This is a genomic window from Paenibacillus tepidiphilus, from assembly GCF_008635795.1.
Taxonomy (GTDB): Bacteria; Bacillota; Bacilli; order Paenibacillales; family Paenibacillaceae; genus Paenibacillus_AQ; species Paenibacillus_AQ tepidiphilus.
In genome coordinates, this window is record NZ_VWRQ01000003.1 from 188,589 (window position 1) to 210,539 (window position 21,951).

Below are 21,951 nucleotides of genomic sequence, written 5' to 3' on the forward strand. Positions count from 1 at the left end.
AGGACCTCCTTGTGAACTAGGGGATATACAGAAAAGCCATCTCCTGCACCGCCGGCCTGCTCTTCGGGGTGATGCCCAGCGGCTGCGACACTTTCTCGATGATGCCCTTATCGGCCATATATTCCAGAATTCCGGCAATCGGCAGCTGAAAATGCTTCAGGAAATGTGTCACCGTCTTCACTTCCTGATCGGACATAAATTCCAGGACCGGCCACTTCATCAGGTCCATATGACGGTCCAGCGTCTCTTCCATCCGCTGAATGGCTTCCCGAATTTCTACTTCGCCCAGGCGGCCTGACATCGGCTGCTGATAATACGGGGCCAGCAGCTCGGGGTCCTGCTCCAGCACCTTCAGCACCGATTCGCGGATCGGCGGCTCGCCGGAAGCGCACAGCTCCATGGCGGCAATCAGGTCGGCAGCCTTCAGCAGATAGTATTGCGCATACATTAGATCCTTGCGCAAAATCATCCACTTCTGGCATTTGTGGCAGAGATCCACCAGCTCACAGGCAAGAGTCAGCAGCGTCAGCGAAATGTCGCGGCCGCCTAGCTGCTTGAATTCTTCGAAGTACTCGTAAAGACTGTCATCGGCGCTGTACACAATGCGCCCTTTGGCGAAATATGACTGCGGCAGCGAGCCGCCGATCAGCCGCTCCGTTCCCCGCTTGAAGCCGCTGCGCGTGAACAGCTCCGCATTGATGGTAATTCCGTCTTCAATCAGACGAAAATAATGGAGCTTGAGCGGCTGATCCCTGACAATCAGCGCCATGTCGATATCGCTTTTGTCCCACACCTGATCATAGGCCAGACTGCCGCAGATGATAACGGCGATGACGTTCGGATCATCCCTGACCTTGTCCACAAAGTCCTCCACCGCCGCGTGGTAACGAGCCTGCAGCTCCCGCTTAACCGTGTTGTCCATTTAGTATCCTCCCCTGCCCACCGTATGGAAATCATTGCCGATTCCGGGGCGTGTGGTAAGATTATACGGGATATCCATGTTTTAAATAGGACAAATATTGCGGAAAAGGGCGGGCCTATGGATCACTATCTGCTGGAAACCATTAAACGCACGACCGACTTTATCGAGGAGCATCTGCTGGCAGAAGACCTGTGCCTGGACAGAATCGCCCGTCATGTCAATGTCTCCAAATTTCATCTGCTGCGGATCTGGAAGGGTGCCACCTCCACAGGAATTATGGAGTATGTGCGCAGGCGGCGGATTGCCGATTCGCTGGGAGACCTGCTGAGGCCGGGGAGCGGGATTGCCTGGATTTCGGACAAATACGGCTTTGGCAGCGAGCGCAGCTATAACCGCGTCTTCAAGGAGGAATTCGGCTGTACACCGGGCAGATGGCGCAAAACGCCTTCGCCGCTGAACATTCTGGACCGCTTCAATGCGGATTTCATGGGCACGGCCGGAGACGGGCTGGTCTTCTTCCGCGCCATCCGCATCCTGCCGGCGTTCTCGCTGGCCGGGCCGGAATACAGAATAGACGCCGAGGAGAACCAGTTAAACGGGACAGCGATTAAACGCGGCGTTGATTTCTTTTTTAATCAGAGACTTGAGATCGTCAACCCGGTCCGCAAAAATGTCTACTACGGCTTCACGTCCGTTCCGGAACCTTATGCCGGTTATACCAGCTACCAGCCCTCGCTCCAGATTGACCAGAGCAGCATCGTACCGCCGCAGATGAAGCAGCGCCATGTCCGCCCCCATAAGTACGGCGTATTTACATATATAGGCACCCACCGCCCCGAGGAGCTCTCGCCGCAAGCCCTGGAGAGCATTTGGAACGTTGTCTTCAACCGCTGGATGCCCACCGTGCAGATGGAGCTGCGGGATAAATTCAGCTTTGAGTATATCGACTATTCCAAATGCAGCAGGCAGTATTGCGAATGCGATTTCTATTATCCGATCACCTGGCTGTAATTCAGCATACAAAAAACCAGGCCCTCATCAAGAGCCTGGTTCTGTTGCACCCGTTATTGGCATTCATCAGCAGCTGCCGTTACGCGTAGCGTTCCGAATAGATCGCATAGCAGCTGTCTTGTCTTGCCGCCTCATGCACCGCCTCAATAGAATTCTCAATCATTCTGCGGATGTCGTCAATTCTGCGCTTCTCTGCATACAGGTAGCCAATTCGCCCGCCGATGGCTTCTCCGCACCCAAGGGCCCGGTAATCCAGATTCTCCAGACTGTCCAGGACCGCTGCGGCCAATCTTTCCACCACCGCTTGCTCGGCCTGGATACATACGACAAATTCATCGCCGTGCGCTCTGCCGATACATGATTTGCAGCTTGTACGCTCCAGACACTGCCGGATGATTTCAAAGCAGGCCAAAATCACCTTGTCCCCTGTCTCAAAGCCGTACCGGTCATTGATTCCCTTAAAATGGCGGATGTCAAAGCGCAGGACCGCAATCTCCTCCGCCTCTGTGCTCCCGGAAATAATCTCAAGCGCCGTTTCCAGGAACACCTCCATATTCGGCATATTCTTTTTCAATTCATGAACACTGTCCTGCTTCAGCTTCAGCAGCTCACCAAGCTGTTCCATCCTGAACTCCTCCTGCTCCACAATCTGAATCAGACGGTTAATCAGATAGTTCTTTTGCAGCTGCACATTCATCCCGGCTACAATCTCGATACGTTTGCGCCTTAACCGCTGAGCCAATTCCGCACTGAGGACAGGGCCGCTGACGATGCTCTTAATCTCGGCAAGCGAGAAATCGAGGCTTCTCAGAATCAGCACCCAGTTCAGCACAGCGGCCTGATGTTCTTCATATTGCCTGTACCCGGTTACCGGGTCAATGGCCGACGGCTTAAGCACGCCTATTTCGTCATAGTGGCGCAGCATCTTGGTCGTTACCTGATGGCGCGCGGCAAATTCACTGATCTTCAAGCCCATCTGTCCTCCATGTTCAACAAAGTGATCCGGCCGGAACAACCTTCGTAATCAAGCATAAACCTTCCTGTAAGGGGAAAGTCAACTCCTTTCTTGCCGGTAGCCACCCTCCGCAGCATAGGCATCTGCTGCCGCCGCCAAAAAGTAGGCAAGCCCCGTCTGCTGGCTCTCCAGCATGCTCCGGTGAAACTCATCGCCCAGCAGGAAGCGGTTCTGCACTGCAAAAGCTTCTGCCGTAACGGCGGCACCGTAGTCGGTTAGAAAGGCCAGATGTCTCTGGAGCAGTCCGAATACGCCATCACTCTTATGGCTCACGCCTTCCCGCAGCAACTCTGCCATCTCCGCCATGAATGCCGCCGCTTCCCTGGCGGCTTCGTTCAGCCGCGGCACCTCGGCCGCTGTCGGCTCCGGCAGTTCATATTGATAGGCTTCCCGCAGATATTCCTTCTGCGGCTGCAGCGCCTTCCGCCACGCCTCTTCACTTTCCAGTCCTCTGAATAATTCTTCCGGTTCCATAGGTTCTCCTTTCGCCATACCGGCAAGGGTATTGTGAATCGTTGCAATAATCGTCTCCAGCCGCTCTTTCCGCCGCCGCAGCTGCTGCTCCTGCTCGGTGAGCAACCGCTCCCGGTCCGGCTCCTTCGCAAGCAGCCGTGCGATTTGGTCCAGCGGGAAATCCAGCTCCCGGTACAGCAGAATCTGCTGCAGGCGCTCCAGCTCCGGAGCGCCGTACAGGCGGTAACCGGCCCCGCTAATTTCCGCAGGCAGCAGGAGGCCGATGCGGTGGTAATGATGCAGAGTTTTGACCGTAATGCCCGCCAATCCGGCGGCTTCCTTTACGGTATACAACATCTTCTCTCCTCCTTTCAGCTCTAAGCGTAAGGCCTCCCCATGGAGGAGGGTCAATAGTCGTTTTCGTTTTCTTTATACAATAGTTTCCACACACAAGCAGACCTTCTCCTAAGAGAACGGTCTGCTATGCTTCGTCATCTAGCGTTCACTTCAATTCTTTGCGCCAGACGGAGAATCCGGTTTCCAGCCTGAACCCGATTCGTTCATAGAAAGGCTGCATCGGCCCCACATAGGCTTTCCGTGCACCTTTCTCCCGCAGCCGGTTTAATCCCTCGTAGATCACTGCTTTGCCCAGCCCCTGCAAGCGGTAATCTTTATGCGTACCGACCGGCTCCAGCACTCCGATCCTGTTCACTTCATCCACAAAAATGTTGCAGAAGGCTACCACCTCCCCCGCTTCATTCAAGACCGACAGGTCCAAATCTGACCGATAATCCGGCGCTTCACGCAATCCTCCGTATAACCGCAGCATATGCTCCGCTCTCTCCGTACCCGCGTAGTCAAAAGCCATGATATGCCCCAGCGCCTTGGCCCTATCGCTGACCTCCCGGCCGGCAGCAATCCGGAAGCCCCCCTGCATCTCCACCGGGAACTCGCGATCCAGGGAAATGGATACCGCATTGTCGCTCTCCCCGGGCACAATCGCATACCCCCGCCCGGCCGCGATGGCCTCCACCTTGGTCCAATGCTGCGGGATGGCCAGCTTGCAGGCACGCTGCTCCTCCTGTCCGCCTATATTCTCAATGAACTGAAACATTTCCTGAAGCAGGCTTTCTTCCGGATCTTCGGTATGTAACTGAAAATAAAAGTCCCCATCCCGGAGCACCATCGCGGCAATTTGGCCGTCGTCCTCCTCCCAGATGCCGATATTGCGTTCCCAGCCGGGAAGCAGGCCGGCCCGTAGCTGGTAGAAGAAAATTTCAAATTCGAAACGGGCAATCAGCCAGCTGCCCGGCCGGTTCAATTTGGAATAGCTATATGAAATGTAGTCCCGTACTTGTAATAAATCCTGCGATGTATATGCCCTGCAGCGTATGGTCATGAATATCAGCCTCCTGTTCTTGTTAGTTTTATACTACTGCCTCAGGAGCACCGGGAATATGCCAAGTTCTCTTCATAATAAAGTCTTCCCTATAACTGAACGGGCTCAGGCGCCGTTGTTTTTCATTTTTGCTCCCGGGAAGACAAAAACACCGGGCAGTAATTCCCCCATACGGTAGAATTACAGCCCGGCTTGTTCATTCGTGTTCTTCGACCTACTGTCACTGCTTCAGGAACGTGAGTAGACAATTTTCTTGATGCTGTCCACAGACAGGCTGAACTGCTCGGACAACTGCCCGATGCCGCTTCCTAAATGGAAAGCCTCGCGGATGGCGCTGTTGCGGGTCCGGTAATAATCCGCCGCCCCCGAATTCTGTCCCCACTTCCGCCGCTCGGACGTACGTGTGGGGATATAGATCAGTTCCCCTTGGACATAACGCTGAATTTCCTTCAGCAATTCCTCCGGGAACACTTCTGTCGCTTTAATATATTCCATATTGGGCTCGCTCCTTAAAATAAATTGGATATTTTAAGGGCAAAGCCTGGGAAAGAAACATCCCGTTTCAGAGAATCAGGCGAATTCCAATCTGCTCCATGCAAGCCTCGCCTTGTTTATTCCACAGGCTTTGCATGGAGCGGAGAAAGTACGAAATCAATAACCCAGTACACACTCATCCACCTCCCGGTCAGCGTTCCTTGAGGAACGGATATGCGCATTTCATTAACATGAATTGTAACCGGAGCCGCCGGATACGGCTGCGACATTTGTACTGCGGCAGCTTCCGGCCGGATGAGCCGTCCGCCGGAGCAGCCCTTCACCTGCTGCGTTCATAGACGGCAATGTATTCCGCGGCCGTGATGCTGCGGGACAGCTCGCCAATCAGCGGATAAGGAATCGCTGCGGCTTTTTTGAAACGGATGCATGATTTGCCCATATCCAGTCTGCCGGAGACTTCTTCCGCATACCGCGCTTTGAACCACTCCAGCAGCTCCGGATTCATATAAAGCCCCATGTGATACAGCGCAATGTAATTCTTCTGGGAAGCAATGCTGATGAACGGCAGCGGCTCGGCAGGGTTGACATGATAGCCTGCAGGGTACAGGCTGTGCGGAACAACAAAGGCGATCATGCCGTAGGCCATCGTCTCTGCAAAGCCCTCCGGGAGATTCTTCCGGATTGTCTCATAAAGCATGGCGACCGCAGCTCTGCGCTCTTCCGGCAGCAAGGCGATGTACTGTTCAGGGGTATTCGCTTCGTATTTCATAGAGCCTCCTGCGGAGTGATTTGTCACACTACACAGCAACTATACCACAGATAGAGATGGACATGAAGAAACCGCTTCCCAGCAGAAAGCGGCGTGTACAGCAGATTCTCTTACTTGAAAATAAACAGGATTACATGGAGTAACGGCTTCCATAGCCGCGGATATTCACGGTTAATGGCTTCTTTCAGTTCATCGCCCGGGATACTGCCGAAGGAACCGTTCTCGACCGCCCAGGTATACGCTCCGTGAACACTGTCGCCGACGGCGATATGCCCGCTGGCATACCCCCCGATAGCGATGTGCGAAGCAACGGCGCAGCCGCCAAATGAATATAGTCCCAACGCCAATCCGCCAACGGCCGCAAGCCCCACAGCCACTCCTCCGATTGCCAACGCTCCGCAGGCAAGGCCGCCGACCGCCAGCAGCAGACCCAAGGCCAGCCCGGCGAGACTGATCAGTCCCAGCGATACTGCTCCGAAGCAGAGCCCGCCTATGGCGATGATTCCTACCGGCAGAACGCCGAAGGCAACCGTGCCGACAGCAATAATTCCCTTGGCCACATATATGCCGCGGCCCAGGTTAATGTGTACCAGCGGAAGCCCGAAGCAAGTAGTCCTGCTCTTATACTCATAACGATAGGCAGGCCGGTGCTCCACCCTCTCCGGTGCAGCCGTCGCCCTGTCCGCTCCCTCCAGGTTCGGGCCATCCATTACCAGATGGTCCAGGCTGACTCCGAATAACCGGCTTAACGACAGCATTTTATCCATTTCCGGATAGGTCTGCCCGGATTCCCATTTCGAGACCGCCTGCCGTGATACGCCGATCATTTCCGCCAGCTTCTCCTGGGACATCCCCATTTGTCTCCTGTAACCTTGCAGCTTCTCCGCAAACTCCATCATCTCTCATCACCTCATGCCAAGCTTACGCGCACCGGCTTGTCTACGGCTACCAAACAGAGCTGACAATTTGTCAACTACAGGTTGCATCAGCCTTTAAGCTAACGTTATCCTAGCATGCAAAAGCAGATTGCGCCGTGATTAATATGGGTATCCCAGATATGGATTCAACAATCCGGATCACTTCTTCTTGGCCGCCTTCTTCTCAGCTGCATTGCGTTTGTTCTCTTCCACCCGGAATTCAACAATTCTGCGGATCAGATCATAGGGCATAGGCTTATCGAGTGGGAACTGCACCGAGCCTTTTGCGCTCTTATACGGAGACAGTTCCTCGGCGAATGCTTCGATGCCGCTGGGTACAGGATAGAACCCGATATGCTTCTTGAATGCGGCAAAATGCACCAGATTGCCGTTCAGTTCGAAGGTCGGCATCTGGTAGCTGATTTTCTCGGCGGCCTCCGGTGCAGCTTCCCGGATGACCGAACGGATTGCTTCCAGCGTCTCCTGCACCTCTGGGGGTGCGGCTGCAATATATTCGCTGATCGAAGTGAATACGGGCTTGTTGGTATCCATGACAGTCTCCTTTACTTCTTTCCTTCATATATAACATACCACTCCGCTAAAGGCCAGTGCAGTAGCCCTGTCATTACCCAGGAAATAATCAACCCTGATGATATAAAAACCACTCCCGCTGCCGGGAATGGCTGCTGATCGTTTTACATTTTACGGGTCGCAATACGCCGGTAATCATCCGTCACTGCAACGGGAATGCTGCCCTTGAGATAAAATTGGTCTCCGGCCTTCCATGTATGGGTCTGCTTGTTTGCTCTGCGCATGTAAACGTAGTTGTAAGGAGAAGTGGCATAGGCTTTGAAGCCCTTGCGTTTGCATCTGCGGAGAAAAGCGACATCTTCGCCGATGGAACGGTCCGGGAACAGCACCTGCTTTGCGACCTGCCTGCGGAAGAGCACGGTCCCGCCCTGTATGAAGACAACCGGTTTATCTCTTTCCCGCGGTGAGCGGATAATGAGCTGCCGGGTAGCCGTGAGGTAGACCAGGCAGGCATGCTTCCCGACAATGTCGCTGCCTGTACGGTTCAGCATGCGTACCTGCTCCCGCAGGTAGTACGGCGAATAATAGTCATCATCGTCGAATTTGGCGATCAGCGGGTAACGCGCCTTGGTGATTCCGCAGTTCAGACATTGCCCGAGCGAGACCTTCTCCGGCACCTGAAACACTCTGATGTCCGGATAAGCCCGCACCTTACGGGCATATTGCCCGAGCTTCATGCTGTCCTTGTTCAGAATAATAATCAGTTCTTTGTGTTTATACTGCTGGTTCCGGAAATTGCCGACCAGCTGGTCAAAAAATCGCGGTCGGTTGGTGCACACGATAATGGACACGCCATTTGCGCCCACAGTCTGCTTCACAGCCGTTCTCTCCTCTCCTGTCATCCCTTCAAGATATGAGGAGGGACAAACGGCGGTGCGGGCTGCCCTCTTAGGAGGAAGTTGTCAAAGGAAAATAATTTCCCAAATCAATACTAAAATAGAAGACAGATGATGCTTCATTAAGCTAACAAACAGGTTAGCTTAATGAAGATTTATCAGAGAGAGAAAAGTCCTCTCCTTACATGGATTAAAAAGGTATTATTGATGTGTACTAGTAGGATTAGCTATATTGATGTTGTAGAAATCTGAGGGGGGATTTTTTGTTGCGTCTTATATATTTAGGATTTCTCATGAGTATTTTCCTGGTTGCTTGTAATCCAATAAAGTCAATACCACCACTCAGCGAACAAGATTTTGAAGTGACATATAAGGACGTGCTCATAAATGCAGAACTGGCCCCAGATAGCATTATTAATAAATTGGGAACGGAAAAAGGATTCGAAGACAATAATTATGGACTAATCAGCCAAGGAAATGGATATAACAGGTGGGGGCTAAATTACCCCAATAAGGAAGACGCTGATATCTCAATAATCTTTTTAGAAGATGAAATCATCTTCACTCAGCTAAATAAAATAGCTACTCATAGAGGAATTAAAGTAGGGGATAGTGTTGATCAATTATTTGAGGCATATGGGAACAGTGAATTAATTAAAGACTCGTATATATATGAGCTTGACACACATAAGCTGCAGTTCTATATGAGTAATGATAATAAGACGGTTCAGAGAATATACATCGATTATAACTTAGATGACGCTAACAGAAAGCAAGGAATAACTGCATAAAATTAGGAGAAATTTTCCAGTAAATACGACAGCTGAAACGGTATTATTCGTACTCTCGCTAAATAAATGAATCCAGTCTTCCCAACATAAACGCCGGGCAGCGTTTCTCCTGAGATTGGAGAATTGCTGCCCGGCTCATGTTTGCCTGCTGGCTATTCCAGTCCGTGCTGCTTGCGGATGTTGTACAGCCCTTGAATAATCAGCTCGGAAGGATCACGGTTCAGCTGCAAATGGGTCAGCAGCATGTGCAGAGGAACTGCGCACACATTCGGTCCGTCCGTAATTTCGCGGAAGCCCGCTTCAAATACCGGGCCATGCTCTTCGTTGAAGGCCAGTCCCGCATGCAGCTCTTGAGGTGCGAATTCCTCGCGGATCGCTTCCAGCAGCTGCGGCACCAGCACCGTGTCAACCACCTTCTTGGCGCCTTCCTCATTGGCCGGCAGATCCGGCAGCGGCTTGCCGCCCTCTGTCTTCATCAGTTCATAGAAGAAGGAGGACATCCAGAGCGACGGATCGTTGCCCGACTGGAATCTGGCGATCAGCTCGCGCAGGAAGAAGCCGCAGGAATACACTTCATTCGCCTCATTGTGTACATGATATACAAATATCGGACCGTATGCCGCAAGATTCAGAATCTGCGATTCCACGTTCTCAAACTTCATTTTTAGAGCCACCATGCCATTGTGGTGGACAGCGCGGATCAGCTCGTTCCAGTTCTCTTCGGTCATCTTTTCCGAATTGGCTGTTTCCGGCCCATTCGCCGCTTCATTCGTTGCTTCATTCGTCGTTTCATTGGTTGTCTCATTTGTCATGATTAAATTCACCCCGACTCCTATCATACCACCCTAGCGCTCTCAGGTAAAAATGTATATTTATAGTGATCCGCTTTTTCAGCCATAAAACGGCGAATTTGTGAGCGGAACCAAGCTTGCGCGGGAGGAGACTATTTTTGCGAAACCCTATGGTTTCAATGGATAATGCCCGTCTGCCTTCTTACCGGGGGAAGCAATAATTTACTGTGTCCTGATGTCCACCGCATAATCCGTACCGTTCCACTCGACCTTGGCGCCGAGCGTTTCGGATATAAAGCGGAGCGGGACCAGCAGGCTGTTATGTGCATAGAAAGGCTTCTCTGCCAGGGTTACGGCTTTGGCGTCAACGGTGGTTTGCCCGCTTACCGTATTGAAGACAATGCGCTTGCCGTCCTTCACCGCGATTACAGATCTGCTGGGGATGTCCCAGCGGATATCCGCTCCCATAGCTTCAAGAACGCCCCGCAGCGGGACATAGGTCGCTCCGTTCACAATAAGCGGCGGCACGGTGGGCTCCAGCTTTACTCCGTTCAGTCGGATCGTTGCAGCTTTTCGGACGGGACTAAATTCCTGCAGCTCAATGGCGGTCGTGCCTTGGCCGGTTTGCCCGAATTGATTGTAGCCTGCCGAGTACACGCCTCCGTTCGCGGTAAGCACATAAAGGTTGCGGCTTCCCTCGGAGATCGCTTTTACCTTAACCGGCAGTCCAAGAGCCTTGATTTGGCTGAACTTACCGTCATCGAATATCCACTGCCAGGCTGAACCGTCAGCATCCACCGCAGAGTGGGTAGTAAAAGAGACCGCCTTACTGATATTGGGCATCTGGTGCGGCACTAGCACCCCCTCCGTATGGAAGTAGCTGTAGTTCTCCCATACCCAAACCTTTCCGTTGAAGTCAAGCGCAGCTCCCAGGTAAGAATCGGCGGCGATGTCATGGCACTCTCTTCCGCCAGGAAGCAGCGTCGGCTTGCGGATATAGCCATGAAAAACATCGTCCTTATTGAGCGCCCGGTAACCCCAGACCCAGACTTCGCCGCCGTTGCCCAGTGCAACCGAGGCATGCTTGCCGGCAGCTACTTTGTTCACCGAAGGCAAGCCGGCCACCTGCTTGGGAAGCAGCCCGTTCTTGCGGGACTCGTCCCCGAGCTGTCCGTGCTCATTGCCGCCCCATGCCCAGACGGTCCCGTCACGCTTGACGGCAAGGCTGTGATCGTCTCCCGCCGATACCTGGATGACATCCGTCAGTCCCGGCACCTGCTCCGGTGCAGTCCAGATTTCTTCGCCGCCGCTTTGCTTGCCGATCCCGAGCTGTCCATGTTCATTGCCGCCTGCGGACCACACCGTCCCGTCCTCCTTCAGGAAGAGTGTGTGCCGGTACCCCGCAGAGATTTGCCGGACATGATCGATAGCTATCCGCACCGGCAGAAAAGCCGGCGTCGTCGCTCCATGTCCCAGTGAGCTGTAGCCTCCGCCCCAGGCCCAGACTGTGCCGTCTGTGCCGATGGCATACGCCGAGGTGTCGCCGGCTTCAATCTGGGCTGCTGCCAGATAGCGCACCTCATCTACGCCCGTCTCCGTACTTGCTCCTGCTCCCTCCGCAGCAGCACCGATGTCCGGCAATACTAACAAGAGGCTACCGATTGCTATAAGGATTGCCTGTATTCTTGCTTTTTTCCATGAGAGAGCCTTCATCTTCCTGATCCCCCAAACGCCATAAGTTTTAACAACTGAATTTCAACAAGGCATAGAATATGCTATTAATTTGACGCAGCTGGATAAATTTAGTTGCACTAAACTCCCAATTTAAGACCGCTGGCATTATTGGCCCTGAACATAGCAAGCCCGCCCACTGTAACTTTCGTTAACGGCAGGCGGGCTTGCGAAATCGTGTGTTGAGGTACCAATAATGTTGCAGTATGAATAAATATGCCCGTGTCGGGGCGGGTTCATTGAAGCGATACTTCTCCTCCGGGATATAGCGTCGAGCTGTACAGGCGTTTGGGCTGAGGCAGCGGCTGGCCCGGGTGCGCCGCAGTCAGCGGCAGCGGCTCACCGCCGTATATGACTGCCGTCTCCGGCGTATAAATGACAACCTGTTCGGTGCCGGTGCCCAGCAGATCGCCGTGCACGGCATAGCCCTCCGTATCAAACTGCACGGCTGTATTCATATAGCCGTCATATAAGGCGGGCAGCACGCCGCCGCCCCGGCGGTAGGCAAGAATATAGTCCGGAGCATCTGCACGGAAATTACTGACCGTCTCGGCAATCGTCAGCCAGCCGTCCGTGGTGCGCTCTTCCTTCCAGAGCTCCTGGCCCGACTGATCCAGCAGGAACAAGGCATCCTTGCCCTTCAGCCCCTTGCCGTCATCCTCGCGGACCATCCGGTCAAGACCGGCGATCTGCAGCCCCGGCAGCTCGGGACGAAAACGGCCCAGCGCCAGATGCTGAGATTCGATAGAGCCTTCATAGCGCCACAGCTCCCGGCCGCTGCGGTCGTACATTACCGTCACGCTGCCTCCAATAACCAGCTCCGGCTCTCCGTCGCCGTTCACATCTCCGACCCACAGGCAATCGGCATGGTCTTCCAGATCATGACAGCTCCACAGCCGCTTCCCGTCCGCACTCAGCAAATCATACCCGGCCATAACCTCATCCCGTCCGTCACCGTCCAGATCGAAGACCCAGGGATAATGCCCGACGTTGCCTTCATGGGTCCACAGCAGCCGGAAATCATTGTCCAGTGCCCACAGACGGTGATACCGGTCTTTGAGTATGATGTCCGAGGCCCGCTCCTTCCCGGACAGATTGGCGATAATAATGCAGTCATGCGCTTCCTTGTCCGGCAGCGGGTGCACCCGCTTGATACTGCCGGTAGCCCCGTCCAGAATGTGGAACCGGTCATTCATCACACAGAGCACTTCAAGGGCGCCGTCACCGTCAATATCATATATTTGCGCCGGATAATCCGAGCCCTGGCTGCCTGCCCCGGGGTCCGGATTCCCGGTCTGCCATAGCAATCTTCCCTCCAGGTCATAAGCGGTCAGGCACTGCACCTGATGCGGAATATAGCGGACATCCTGGCGGTTGTCCGGCTGCACCAGCAGCAATTCGGCCCGGCCGTCGCCGTCCAGATCGCCCATCAGCATTTTGCAGCCGGCACCGGCGGCCGAAATGTCGATTTCGGCCAACCGGTACACTTGTTGATTTATCGTTTGCACAGTTGTTCCTCCTGGGTGAACACCGGCCGGACAGTTTCTCCGCCCCGGTGTGTTATATTAGATCAACGGTCTGGCCTCCGGGCACTTCAACGATGCGGCCGTCCACCTCAAGCCAGACAGACGCAGCACCCGGATTATGCACAAAATCGCGGGAGGCGGCAAACACCAGACGCTCGCACGCTTTCATATAGTGCACGATTTCCACATTGGTCGCATACCAGATATCGTCACGGCCGCCGGCCATAGCGCAGAATTTCTCAATCAGCTCCCAGTTATCGTCATTGTCGAATTCATAGCTGTGGCCCCAGACATACATTAAATACAGGTACTGCCGCTTATGCAGGCCGATAAAGCGTTCCCCGTGCTCCAGCAGCCCGCGGTTGTGATGGCAGGTGGCACGCCATTCCAGCCAGTCCTCCGGCAGTCCGAAGCCCCCCGTACTCTCCACCGTCCGGGCATACTCAATGCCCAGATGCGGCAGCAGCCGGATAATCTCCTGGCTGTAGGACCCGTTCGGGTAGGACATGCCGCGCACCGGCTGATGGATCAGCCGCTCCAGCGCCTTACGGTCCTCCATGACCTCCTCGACAATATACTCCTGCGGACAACGGGCAATCGTCGGATGACGGCGGGTGTGCGCGCTTACCTCATGCCCCTTGTAGAGCTGCGGCAATTCCTCCGCCGTAATGCGGTCGCCTTCCCCCAGCAGGCCGGAGTTGATATGGAAGGTCCCTCTGATGCCATACTGATTAAAAATCCCGACCAGCCGCTCATCCGCCCGCCGGCCGTCATCATAGCTCATCGTCAGCGCTTTGTGCTTTCCCTGCGGATAGCAATAATACACACCTGCCATAGGTTACTCTCCTCCTAATTACATCATGCCGCCCATGCCGCCCATACCGCCCTTACTGTCCATTCCGTCGTTCTGACGGGCTTACAGTAGAAGGGCAGTAAAGGGCACAATATCGGATAAATTTTCCTATTCTGCCGTACTAATCTGACTGCAGCTAAACCAGCCGCTGCTACATACCCTGCGCGGGTCTCCGCCTTAAAGCGCATATACGGTCAAATCACTATACTCTGCGATCAGCGGCGCCATCTGCCGAAAGCCGATCCGCCCGCCTGCAAGCAGCGGTCCGTAGGTCACGCCGTCGTCCTCCCACCGGAGCACCGGAAGCCCGTTGACGGCGAAAGCGACGTCAGTCCCCTGCTTGACCAGCAGCATCCGGTACGGCTCCGTCATGTCCATGACGCCGGGGAGCGGGTCCGCTCCCTGGGCGACGAGATGGAAGCCGTAGCTCTTCCGCAGATTGCAGGTATGGAAAGACCGCTCCTCAGCCCACATCCGGCGGAAATATGAGATATGCAGCGCATCCATCTCCCCGTGATGGTATTGATCATATTCTCCCGTCCGGCGCGGCAGGGAAGGATCGAACAAATCGCGTCCGCCGCTCCCTGCTGCTGCAAAGAACAGGATGGCCAGGCCCGGCTCGCGCAGCGGCCGGAAGCTCCAGGATACCGCATGATCGGCGGGGAACGCCTCAGGGCACCAGAAGACGATATTCGCCTTCTGCCCCTCCTCCGGACTGCGGGTACTTTCCAGTCTCAGCCGCCCCTGCGGGAAGGTCGCCGCTCCGTCGCCTTCCAGGACGAACCCGGAAACATCGCCGGGAGCCTGCAGCGGATTGCGGTAAATGGGCGTCCACCCCGCCGGAATAAGCGATGCTTCGCCCTGCGCGGACGGGTCCAGCTCCCCTGCACTCTGCTCAGAGCCGCTTAACGTCCGCGCCTTCTCATCGTGCGGGAAGTCCATCCGCCGCACCTCCTTCCGCAACGGCCGCTTCCCCTGTCGTGCCGCTGCCCGGCCGGTCCGGCAGATCCTCAGGGATCAGCTCCAGCGCAATGATGGTATTCAGCGACCACTGTGAAGCCTCATTGGTGTTCATCCAGTCGATCTCATTCAATTCTTCCATGTACGTCACCTGCTGCTGCTCCCGTTGCAGATCGACCAGACCGAAGGGGTTCTCCAGCAGAATCGACCAGCAGCGCGCTGCCGTCGCTGCATCCCCTCTGTACCAAGCGCCAAAGGCAGCAATGCCTACGCTCAGCACCGGATGCTCAAAGCGCAGCTTCCCGGTAATCGCGCCGCCGCTGAGGACATCCTTCTCCTCCTGCGGCAGATTGTAGAAGACGCCGAATTCCGCCAGCATATCCTCCCATTCGGGGTCCTCCAGCATCATGGCCAGCTCGAACCAGACCTGGGGACCGCCCATGCAGATGGCCAGATGCCGGCCCCAGTTGTCGTCGCCCATGCCAGTGAGAATGCCCGTCTTCGGGTCATACCCGTAGGTCGGTCCGGAGATCAGCCGCAGGTTCGCCTGCTTGATGCAATTGATGCCGGTGAGGATTTTGTCGCGGTAGGCCGTATCCTCATACCGTTCCCAGCGGGTCATCCAGTTGGAGCTGAACGCCGCCCAGTCCGGGCCCACCCGCACATGCGTCGGAAATTCATCCTTCGGAAAATAAGCCCGCATCGGGTCCAGCGTCACCGTGGCGTAGTCCGCATCCGCGACCCCGTCCATGAGATCGCCGGTCCGTTCATCGCCGGTCAGGTAATAGTAATAGCGGTGCAGCCCGGCCATGGCGATCCGCGCTTCCTTGCAGCCGCAGCCCCAGTGCACCACATTGTGGCGTGAGCCGAGACCGGCGTATTCGCCGAAATGATACGCATCCACCTCGCCGGTATGCCGGGTCATCGCTTCCGCCAGGCGGAACACATCGGCCCGCCCGCTGCGCAGGAAGCTGACCCACAGCCACATGTTCGGCACCAGCTCGGCGTTCTGCCAGGCGCAGCCGCCCAGGTCATAATTCCACACATGGCGGACCGGGTCATAGCTGTGCATGAAGTCGCCGTAGTCCCACAGGCCATACCATTTGCGCTGCTCGATTTCAGCCAGGTAGAATTCCAGAATGCCGTCGAGCCGCTCCTCCAGGTACGCCCTGGCCGGGCTACTCCGGTCGGGCAGGCTCCACAGCCCGAATGCCCGGCAGTGGTGATAATACTCCGGCTCGCACACCAGCAGCGCCGGTTCGTCGGCTTCCCCACGCATATGCACAAGATCAGCTGAGTCCGGCGTACGGTCCGTACACCACAGCGTCACTTCGCTGGTGTTGGCGATGCCGTACGGCGTAGCCCGCAGCTCCGCCGCGCCTTCATAGGAAGACTCCACATGCGTCTTCGTGTCATAGTGGCGCAGATCCATCGCCGGTGCGTCCGGTGACCAGAACCACACGGCAAGGGCTGCTTCCTCCCCGGACATGCCGTCCGCCTCCAGGGCGCCGGGATGCTTCCGCCAGAAATTGCGCACGCCTGCGGCCAAGCCGCCGCCAGTGTCACCGATATAGCAGAAGCCTCCGGCCCTCCGGCCTTCCGCCGCTTTGATATAGACGCAGCCCTCCTCCGTCCGCTTCAGTACCGTATAATGCTCGGATGAATCCTGATGCAGCTTGAAGCTGTTCCAGACAGCCGAATCGCGCAGGAGTCCCTCGAAATAAGCATCTGCCTCCGGATCGAATTCGAGCGGCCGGCCTTCCAGCTGCTGCTCAAACATTTCGCGGTACCTGCCCTTGGTCCGCCGCGTATGCAGCGTCTTGGGCGATTCGCGGAAGAAGCCCGTGTCCCCGGCGAAGCGGATATGCCGGTTGTAAAGCGGTCCGGCAAGCGGGACTTTAAAGCGGATGCCCAGCCCCTTAATGAAGTCCTGATGCGGATTGCCGTCGTAATGGAACGTATGGACGAGCCGGATGGATTCCAATCCGGCATGGAAATACAGCCGCAGCGTATAAGGAAGCCATTCGCGCGTCCCGCCGGTGCTCCGGTGCCGCCCTTCCAGGCGGATGACGGCGCGCAGCGGCCCCTCCTGCTCCAGACAGGCCCGCAGGGTGTTACCGGCGAACCGCTCCTCGCGCAGCGTCCGTCCGCCGTTCAGCGTCTCTCTTTCTTCCCGCAGACAGACCAGCTCACTGCCGGAGCAGACCGTCTGTTCTGCAAGTCCCTCTGCGGCGGACGGCCCCGATCTCCTGCGGATAATGCGGGAGATCGGGTCTCCGCCGCGCTTGCTTACCGTACAGAGGATGGCGCCGGTATCTACAAGGAAGGCGTCATCTGTCTCCCGGACCGCAAGCGTATCCGCGAACGCCGCCGGCGCTTCATCCTCCCGGACCAGCGCAAACGCTTCTGCGGCCGGTTCCTTGCAGACCGCTGTGTGGAACGACCATTTCACACTGCCGTCAGGCCAGTATGCAGCCGGACGGCTCTGCAGTGGCATTAGCGGTTCGCCCTCCGCTCCTTGCAGTGCCAGGGAGGACAAAGCTCCGCGCATAAGCTCTCCCTTGGGCCACGGTACACCCCATGTGACCCCGGCAGCCCGGGCAGGCTGGTGTAACCATTGCAGTTGAATCGGCAAGACTGAGGACATCCCCTTCATCTCCTAAATGGCTGACATCCCCGGCGCGTGAGCCGCAAGCCATGCTTGGCGTACGCCAAGCGGCAGGCGGTGACTCCGCCTGCCGCAAGCCAGTATTTCATTAAAGACCGGCGTCCCGGCCCGGCGGCTGCTTCACGCCCTCCTGCCGGCTCAGCTCGCGGTAACGCGTCGGCGTAATGTCCTCCTGTTTTTTGAATATCCGGTTGAAATAGCTTTGCTGGTAGCCTACCTGCTGGGCAACCTCATTCATCTTGAGGTCTGTATCGCGCAGCAGTTCCTTGGCTTTATCGAGCCGCAGCCCGGTCAGATAATCAATGAAATTATCGCCCGTCACCCGTTTGAACGACTTGCTGAGCAGGAACGGGCTGGTGCCGATATAATCCGCACAGCTGTCCAGCGAGATATTGTCCATGTAGTGCTCCTGAATGTAGAGCATCGCCTGCTCAATCGTGCGCCGGATACCGGCATCGGAGCGCTCGGACAGCTCCGCCAGGAACGGTGCGACGACCTTGCCGCGGAACCAGGAGAGAATCAGCCCCGGCTCGTGAATCTGCGACAGCTCGGCGTACAGATTGCGCCCCTGGTACAGCTGGTTCGGATGAATCCCGGCCACCATTACGGCGTGCAGTATGGAACCGAGCAGCTGCAGCATCCCCTGCTGCACGTCGATAACCTTGGCACCGCCTTCGCACAGTGTCTCCAGGAATTCCTCCAGCAGACGCTCCGACTCCTCCGTCTCTCCGGTGCGCAGCGCCTGAATCAGCCCGCGCTCCAGGGAGAAGGAATATTGCGGGATGCAGCCGCTCTGGCCCTCACGGTCCGGGCGCTCCAGGCTGATAATCTGGTTCCCGCCGCCGAATTGCCGGTGGCTGACCGCCTGCTTGGCGGCCTCGAAGGCCCGGGGGATACCCGTAACGGCGCTCAGCGGAGCACTGTAGGCTACCGTAGCCTGCAGCTTCAGCATCCGGTTGACCGTAGCCGCCAGCTCCTCGCAGAAGGCTTCTATTCTTGCCGCAGCGGGACCTGCACCGGGCTCCATTAAGAGAAGTCCCGCACTGAGATCATGCATATTGACCGTCTCCGCCTGCTCGAAATGCTCGGCTGCCAGCTCGCCGATAATGTTAACGGCCGCGAACGATACCAGGCTCTCGTCGCCGCTGCGGAATTTCCCTTCCAGACTGGAGATGCCGGTAAGCTGGATATACAGAACCACGTACAGACAGCCTTCTGCCTCCCATTGATACTGCTTCATCCGGCTTAGCAGGTCTTCTTCCGAATAAGCGTATAAGTATCCCTGGAATAACTGGTGCAGGAAGCTCTGCTGCACATGGGGCAGCTGCTCGGTGAGCGTATACTGCAGGGCATGCCGCTGGCCGTGCAGATTCTGCCAATGCCGTTCGATCAGTGTCAGCTCATCTTCGCGGCCGCCATACTCGGAATTCTCGGGCAGCAGCGTCTGCATCAGGCGTCCGACAGGCGAGTAGATTTTGCGCGAAGCGATCCAGGACAGGATTGCCGCCAGCAGCAGTGCACAGGAGCTGACCAGAAAGATCAGACGCGATATGGCGACCACGGGCGCGGTAATACTGGAAATAGGCGAAGCGGATACATACATCCACTCGTCGGCAATCCGTGAGAAATCACCGTATGTGACCGCAAAGGTGTCCCCTCCCCAGTCGTACAGGAACGAACCGCCGCCGCTGCCGCGCCCGGCGATCGCCTGGCGGAGCGTCTCGACAAACGGCGCAGCCTCTTCGCTGCCGCTGCCGGAAACGAAGAGGCCGCCGCTTTTTTGCAGCATAAAGACCTCTCCGCTATCGTACGGCGTCATCGTGCGCAGCATGGCCCCGACCTTCTCGGGATCCATCCGCAGCAGCAGCGCCCCGAACGGCTTCTGGCTGCCGCCCGGAATCTGATGCACCAGCGTCAGCTCCTTGTGCTGAGGTGCCGCCGAATCAAAGGCCCATTCTGTCCAATAGGTGCTGGCTTCGGTCTCCAGCAGCTTGTCATAGACCAAGGACGCCTCCCCGACAGTTACGGTACCGTACTCCGGCCCGAACAATACCGGCTGCTCTCCCGACAGGTATAGCTCTACATTGCGGGGCATCGTATTCGAGCCCTGCATGACGAGCAGAGTCTTCGTAATATCCCAGGCCCGCTCATGATTCAGCGTGAAATCCATGCCGCTCAGGCTGTAGTCAAACTTCGGATCAAAAGCCCAATGGGCCAGCATCAGCTCCAGATTGGACAATTGCTCGTTAATATTGGCGGCACGCTGCTCGATCTGCCGGTTGTGCATATCGAGCAGCTCCTTTTCCAGCCGTCCGCCGGCCATCCAATAGACCAGTGCCCCGATAATAAAACCCGGGATGGAGGAGACAATGAGGACGATAATCAGATTTTTCCGGTAATATCTCCCTTTCCTTCCCCTCCAGCCGGTTAACCGCCGGTTCCATTTTGCCACAATACCCTCTTCCATGATGATCACCAGCCACATCCGTAGTTTGGAACCTTACCCTTGCGGCCCCGGACGGTCAGCGCCGGCAATCAGCATGAAGCGGACCGGCTGCTATTTGCTCGTGCCTGCGTAAAGTTCGTTCATTTCCTGTACCAGTTCATCGCCGCCGGTCTTGCGCCATACGCTGAAGGCATCCTTCAGGCCGTCTTCGTCAATCTGTCCGACAATGAATTTGATGCGTGCATCGTTGATGACGTTATCAAGCTGGGAGCCCTTCTGCGTATATACAGTAGAGATCAGTGCTTCAGCCGGATTGACGACAATCGTTGCTTCGTTGGCCTTCTGAACTTCAAGCTGCTTCACGCGCAGCGGCGTCTGCTTCACTTGCTTTGCTTTGTCCTGAGGAATAAACGGCAGCATCTGGTTCAGGCCTTCCACTTCCGATTCCAGCAGCACGGTATCTGAAGAACGTTCGATATAGCCGTCTACCAGGGTATAATGCTTGCCTTCCAGCCCGTAGTTCAGCATGGTCTGCAGGTCTTCCTCGTTCAGGCGGTCCAGGAAGGTCAGTACCCGCTTCAGTTCCTCTTCGGTCTTGACCGAGGATTTCGGAATGGCCAGCATACCCGCAAAGCCTGAAGTAGGCAGTGTGTGCAGCTGTCCGTCCGCGCCCTTCACTCCGCCGATCACATCCATGTAATGGCGGTCAGGCTCATCGGTGCCGCTGGTCTGGAGTGCGGCATGAATCTTGTCGTCAAGACGCGCTGCATTGTCCACGACGTCGACGATTACGCCGGCTTTATTGTTGACAACCGGATCATTCCACTTGGAGCTGTCCATGACGGCGAAGTCGGAGTTGATCAGCTTCTCGTCGTACAGCTTTTTCATAAATTTAAGCGCTTCCAAGTACTCCGGATATTCATGCTCCGGCACCAGCTTGCCGTCCTGAATGCCCCATTTGTTCGGTGCGCCGAACCACAGCTTCATCGTATCGAAGCCGCTGGCCCAGCCTCCGGTCCATTTTACAAGCACCATACCATAGGTATCGTCCTTGCCGTTGCCGTCCGGGTCCTGCTCTTTAAACGCTTTCAGCATATTGTAGAAATCGTCAACGGTTTCCGGTGTTTGGAGCCCAACCTTCTCCAGCCAGTCCTGGCGGAAGACTACCCCGTTACGGCCGAGTGCTCTGCCCCGGTAAATGCCGTAATTCTTGCCTTCGATTGCCGAGTTGCCCAGAATCACCGGATTGGCCTGGCTGAGGTTCGGATAATCCTTCAGATAAGGTCCGACCTCCCAGAAGGCACCGGATTTGACGGCGTTGACGAAGCTGGTCTCCTTGGTGCCGCCCACGTAGATAATGTCAGGCAGCTTGCCGGAAGCCAGAGTGATATTGAATTTATCGGCATAGGATGCGTTCGGCACCCATTCAAAATGAATCTTGGTATTCGTGAGCTTCTCCAGCTCGGCAGCGACCGGACTGCCGTCCTTCGGATAATTGGTCTTGAAGATCGGCAGCATCAGGGTCAGCTCAAGCGGCTCTTCCGTCCCGGCCGCCGCCCCGCCGCTTGCCGTTGTTGCCGGAGCATTGGAGGAATTCGCCGTATTCTTCCCGCCGTTCCCGTTATTGCCCCCGCAGCCGGTTAATGCGCTTACAACCATAATAGCAGCTAGCGGCAGGATCAACCACTGTTTCAAACGTTTGTCACCTTGTGTTCGTTGGATATTCATCATGTGCCTCCCTTTTATATTCCCTTTAATACTACTTCATCGGTGCTTC

The 21,951-nt window shown here is 56.0% G+C and carries 19 protein-coding genes; 2 read left to right on the forward strand and 17 right to left on the reverse strand.

Translation table 11 applies throughout. The features are described 5' to 3' along the window. Window positions 1-16 precede the first annotated feature (16 nt). On the reverse strand, window positions 17-922 hold the full coding sequence (locus F1379_RS04980) for a nucleotidyltransferase domain-containing protein (RefSeq protein WP_150267001.1): 906 nt from the start codon (window positions 920-922) through the stop codon (window positions 17-19). Window positions 923-1,039: 117 nt separating this feature from the next. Between F1379_RS04980 and F1379_RS04985 the strand changes: the two genes are divergently transcribed. Next, entirely contained in the window at window positions 1,040-1,933 is an 894-nt protein-coding gene (locus F1379_RS04985; RefSeq protein WP_150267003.1) for a helix-turn-helix domain-containing protein, read from the forward strand. Window positions 1,934-2,012: 79 nt separating this feature from the next. Here the strand turns inward: F1379_RS04985 and F1379_RS04990 are convergent, their stop codons facing one another. From F1379_RS04990 to F1379_RS05025, 8 genes are all read right to left on the reverse strand, one after another. Then, complete coding sequence (locus tag F1379_RS04990) at window positions 2,013-2,903, reverse strand: diguanylate cyclase domain-containing protein (RefSeq protein WP_162551078.1); 891 nt, start codon at window positions 2,901-2,903, stop codon at window positions 2,013-2,015. A gap of 84 nt (window positions 2,904-2,987) precedes the next feature. Continuing rightward, window positions 2,988-3,758, reverse strand: a complete 771-nt coding sequence (locus tag F1379_RS04995; protein WP_150267007.1) for a MerR family transcriptional regulator — start codon at window positions 3,756-3,758, stop codon at window positions 2,988-2,990. 145 nt (window positions 3,759-3,903) lie between these two features. Beyond that, on the reverse strand, window positions 3,904-4,800 hold the full coding sequence (locus F1379_RS05000) for a GNAT family N-acetyltransferase (RefSeq protein ID WP_150267010.1): 897 nt from the start codon (window positions 4,798-4,800) through the stop codon (window positions 3,904-3,906). Between the two features lie 228 nt (window positions 4,801-5,028). Further along, window positions 5,029-5,295, reverse strand: coding sequence for a CD3324 family protein (locus F1379_RS05005; protein ID WP_150267011.1), 267 nt, complete (start codon window positions 5,293-5,295; stop codon window positions 5,029-5,031). Window positions 5,296-5,614: 319 nt separating this feature from the next. Beyond that, complete coding sequence (locus tag F1379_RS05010; protein WP_150267014.1) at window positions 5,615-6,064, reverse strand: DUF1801 domain-containing protein; 450 nt, start codon at window positions 6,062-6,064, stop codon at window positions 5,615-5,617. 110 nt (window positions 6,065-6,174) lie between these two features. After that, a complete protein-coding gene (locus F1379_RS05015) occupies window positions 6,175-6,963 on the reverse strand; it encodes a helix-turn-helix transcriptional regulator (protein ID WP_203457041.1) in 789 nt (262 codons plus the stop codon). A gap of 177 nt (window positions 6,964-7,140) precedes the next feature. Continuing rightward, window positions 7,141-7,533, reverse strand: coding sequence for an iron chaperone (locus F1379_RS05020; protein ID WP_150267017.1), 393 nt, complete (start codon window positions 7,531-7,533; stop codon window positions 7,141-7,143). A 143-nt stretch (window positions 7,534-7,676) separates the two neighbouring features. Then, entirely contained in the window at window positions 7,677-8,390 is a 714-nt protein-coding gene (locus F1379_RS05025) for a glycosyltransferase family 2 protein (protein ID WP_239004562.1), read from the reverse strand. A gap of 284 nt (window positions 8,391-8,674) precedes the next feature. On the opposite strand from F1379_RS05025, the gene F1379_RS05030 reads away from it, so the two are divergent. Further along, window positions 8,675-9,199, forward strand: coding sequence for a hypothetical protein (locus tag F1379_RS05030; protein WP_150267022.1), 525 nt, complete (start codon window positions 8,675-8,677; stop codon window positions 9,197-9,199). A 152-nt stretch (window positions 9,200-9,351) separates the two neighbouring features. Here F1379_RS05030 and F1379_RS05035 read toward each other — a convergent pair whose 3' ends face one another. From F1379_RS05035 to F1379_RS05070, 8 genes are all read right to left on the reverse strand, one after another. Then, on the reverse strand, window positions 9,352-10,011 hold the full coding sequence (locus F1379_RS05035; protein ID WP_150267024.1) for a hypothetical protein: 660 nt from the start codon (window positions 10,009-10,011) through the stop codon (window positions 9,352-9,354). Between the two features lie 201 nt (window positions 10,012-10,212). Beyond that, a complete protein-coding gene (locus F1379_RS05040; protein WP_162551079.1) occupies window positions 10,213-11,640 on the reverse strand; it encodes an RCC1 domain-containing protein in 1,428 nt (475 codons plus the stop codon). Window positions 11,641-11,957: 317 nt separating this feature from the next. Continuing rightward, the gene (locus tag F1379_RS05045) at window positions 11,958-13,157 is read right to left on the reverse strand and encodes a hypothetical protein (protein WP_239004575.1); all 1,200 of its coding nucleotides are present in this window, start codon (window positions 13,155-13,157) and stop codon (window positions 11,958-11,960) included. Window positions 13,158-13,281: 124 nt separating this feature from the next. Further along, complete coding sequence (locus F1379_RS05050; protein WP_150267036.1) at window positions 13,282-14,082, reverse strand: polysaccharide deacetylase family protein; 801 nt, start codon at window positions 14,080-14,082, stop codon at window positions 13,282-13,284. A 195-nt stretch (window positions 14,083-14,277) separates the two neighbouring features. Continuing rightward, window positions 14,278-15,042: a DUF1961 family protein gene (locus tag F1379_RS05055; protein ID WP_150267038.1), complete on the reverse strand. Its 765-nt coding sequence runs from the start codon at window positions 15,040-15,042 to the stop codon at window positions 14,278-14,280. Next, window positions 15,023-17,707, reverse strand: coding sequence for an exo-rhamnogalacturonan lyase family protein (locus F1379_RS05060; RefSeq protein ID WP_239004563.1), 2,685 nt, complete (start codon window positions 17,705-17,707; stop codon window positions 15,023-15,025). Before F1379_RS05060 ends, F1379_RS05055 begins: the two co-directional genes overlap by 20 nt. Before the next feature lie 109 nt (window positions 17,708-17,816). Then, the gene (locus tag F1379_RS05065) at window positions 17,817-20,180 is read right to left on the reverse strand and encodes a helix-turn-helix domain-containing protein (protein ID WP_338046058.1); all 2,364 of its coding nucleotides are present in this window, start codon (window positions 20,178-20,180) and stop codon (window positions 17,817-17,819) included. 105 nt (window positions 20,181-20,285) lie between these two features. Then, a complete protein-coding gene (locus F1379_RS05070) occupies window positions 20,286-21,902 on the reverse strand; it encodes an extracellular solute-binding protein (RefSeq protein WP_150267042.1) in 1,617 nt (538 codons plus the stop codon). Between the last annotated feature and the right edge of the window lie 49 nt (window positions 21,903-21,951).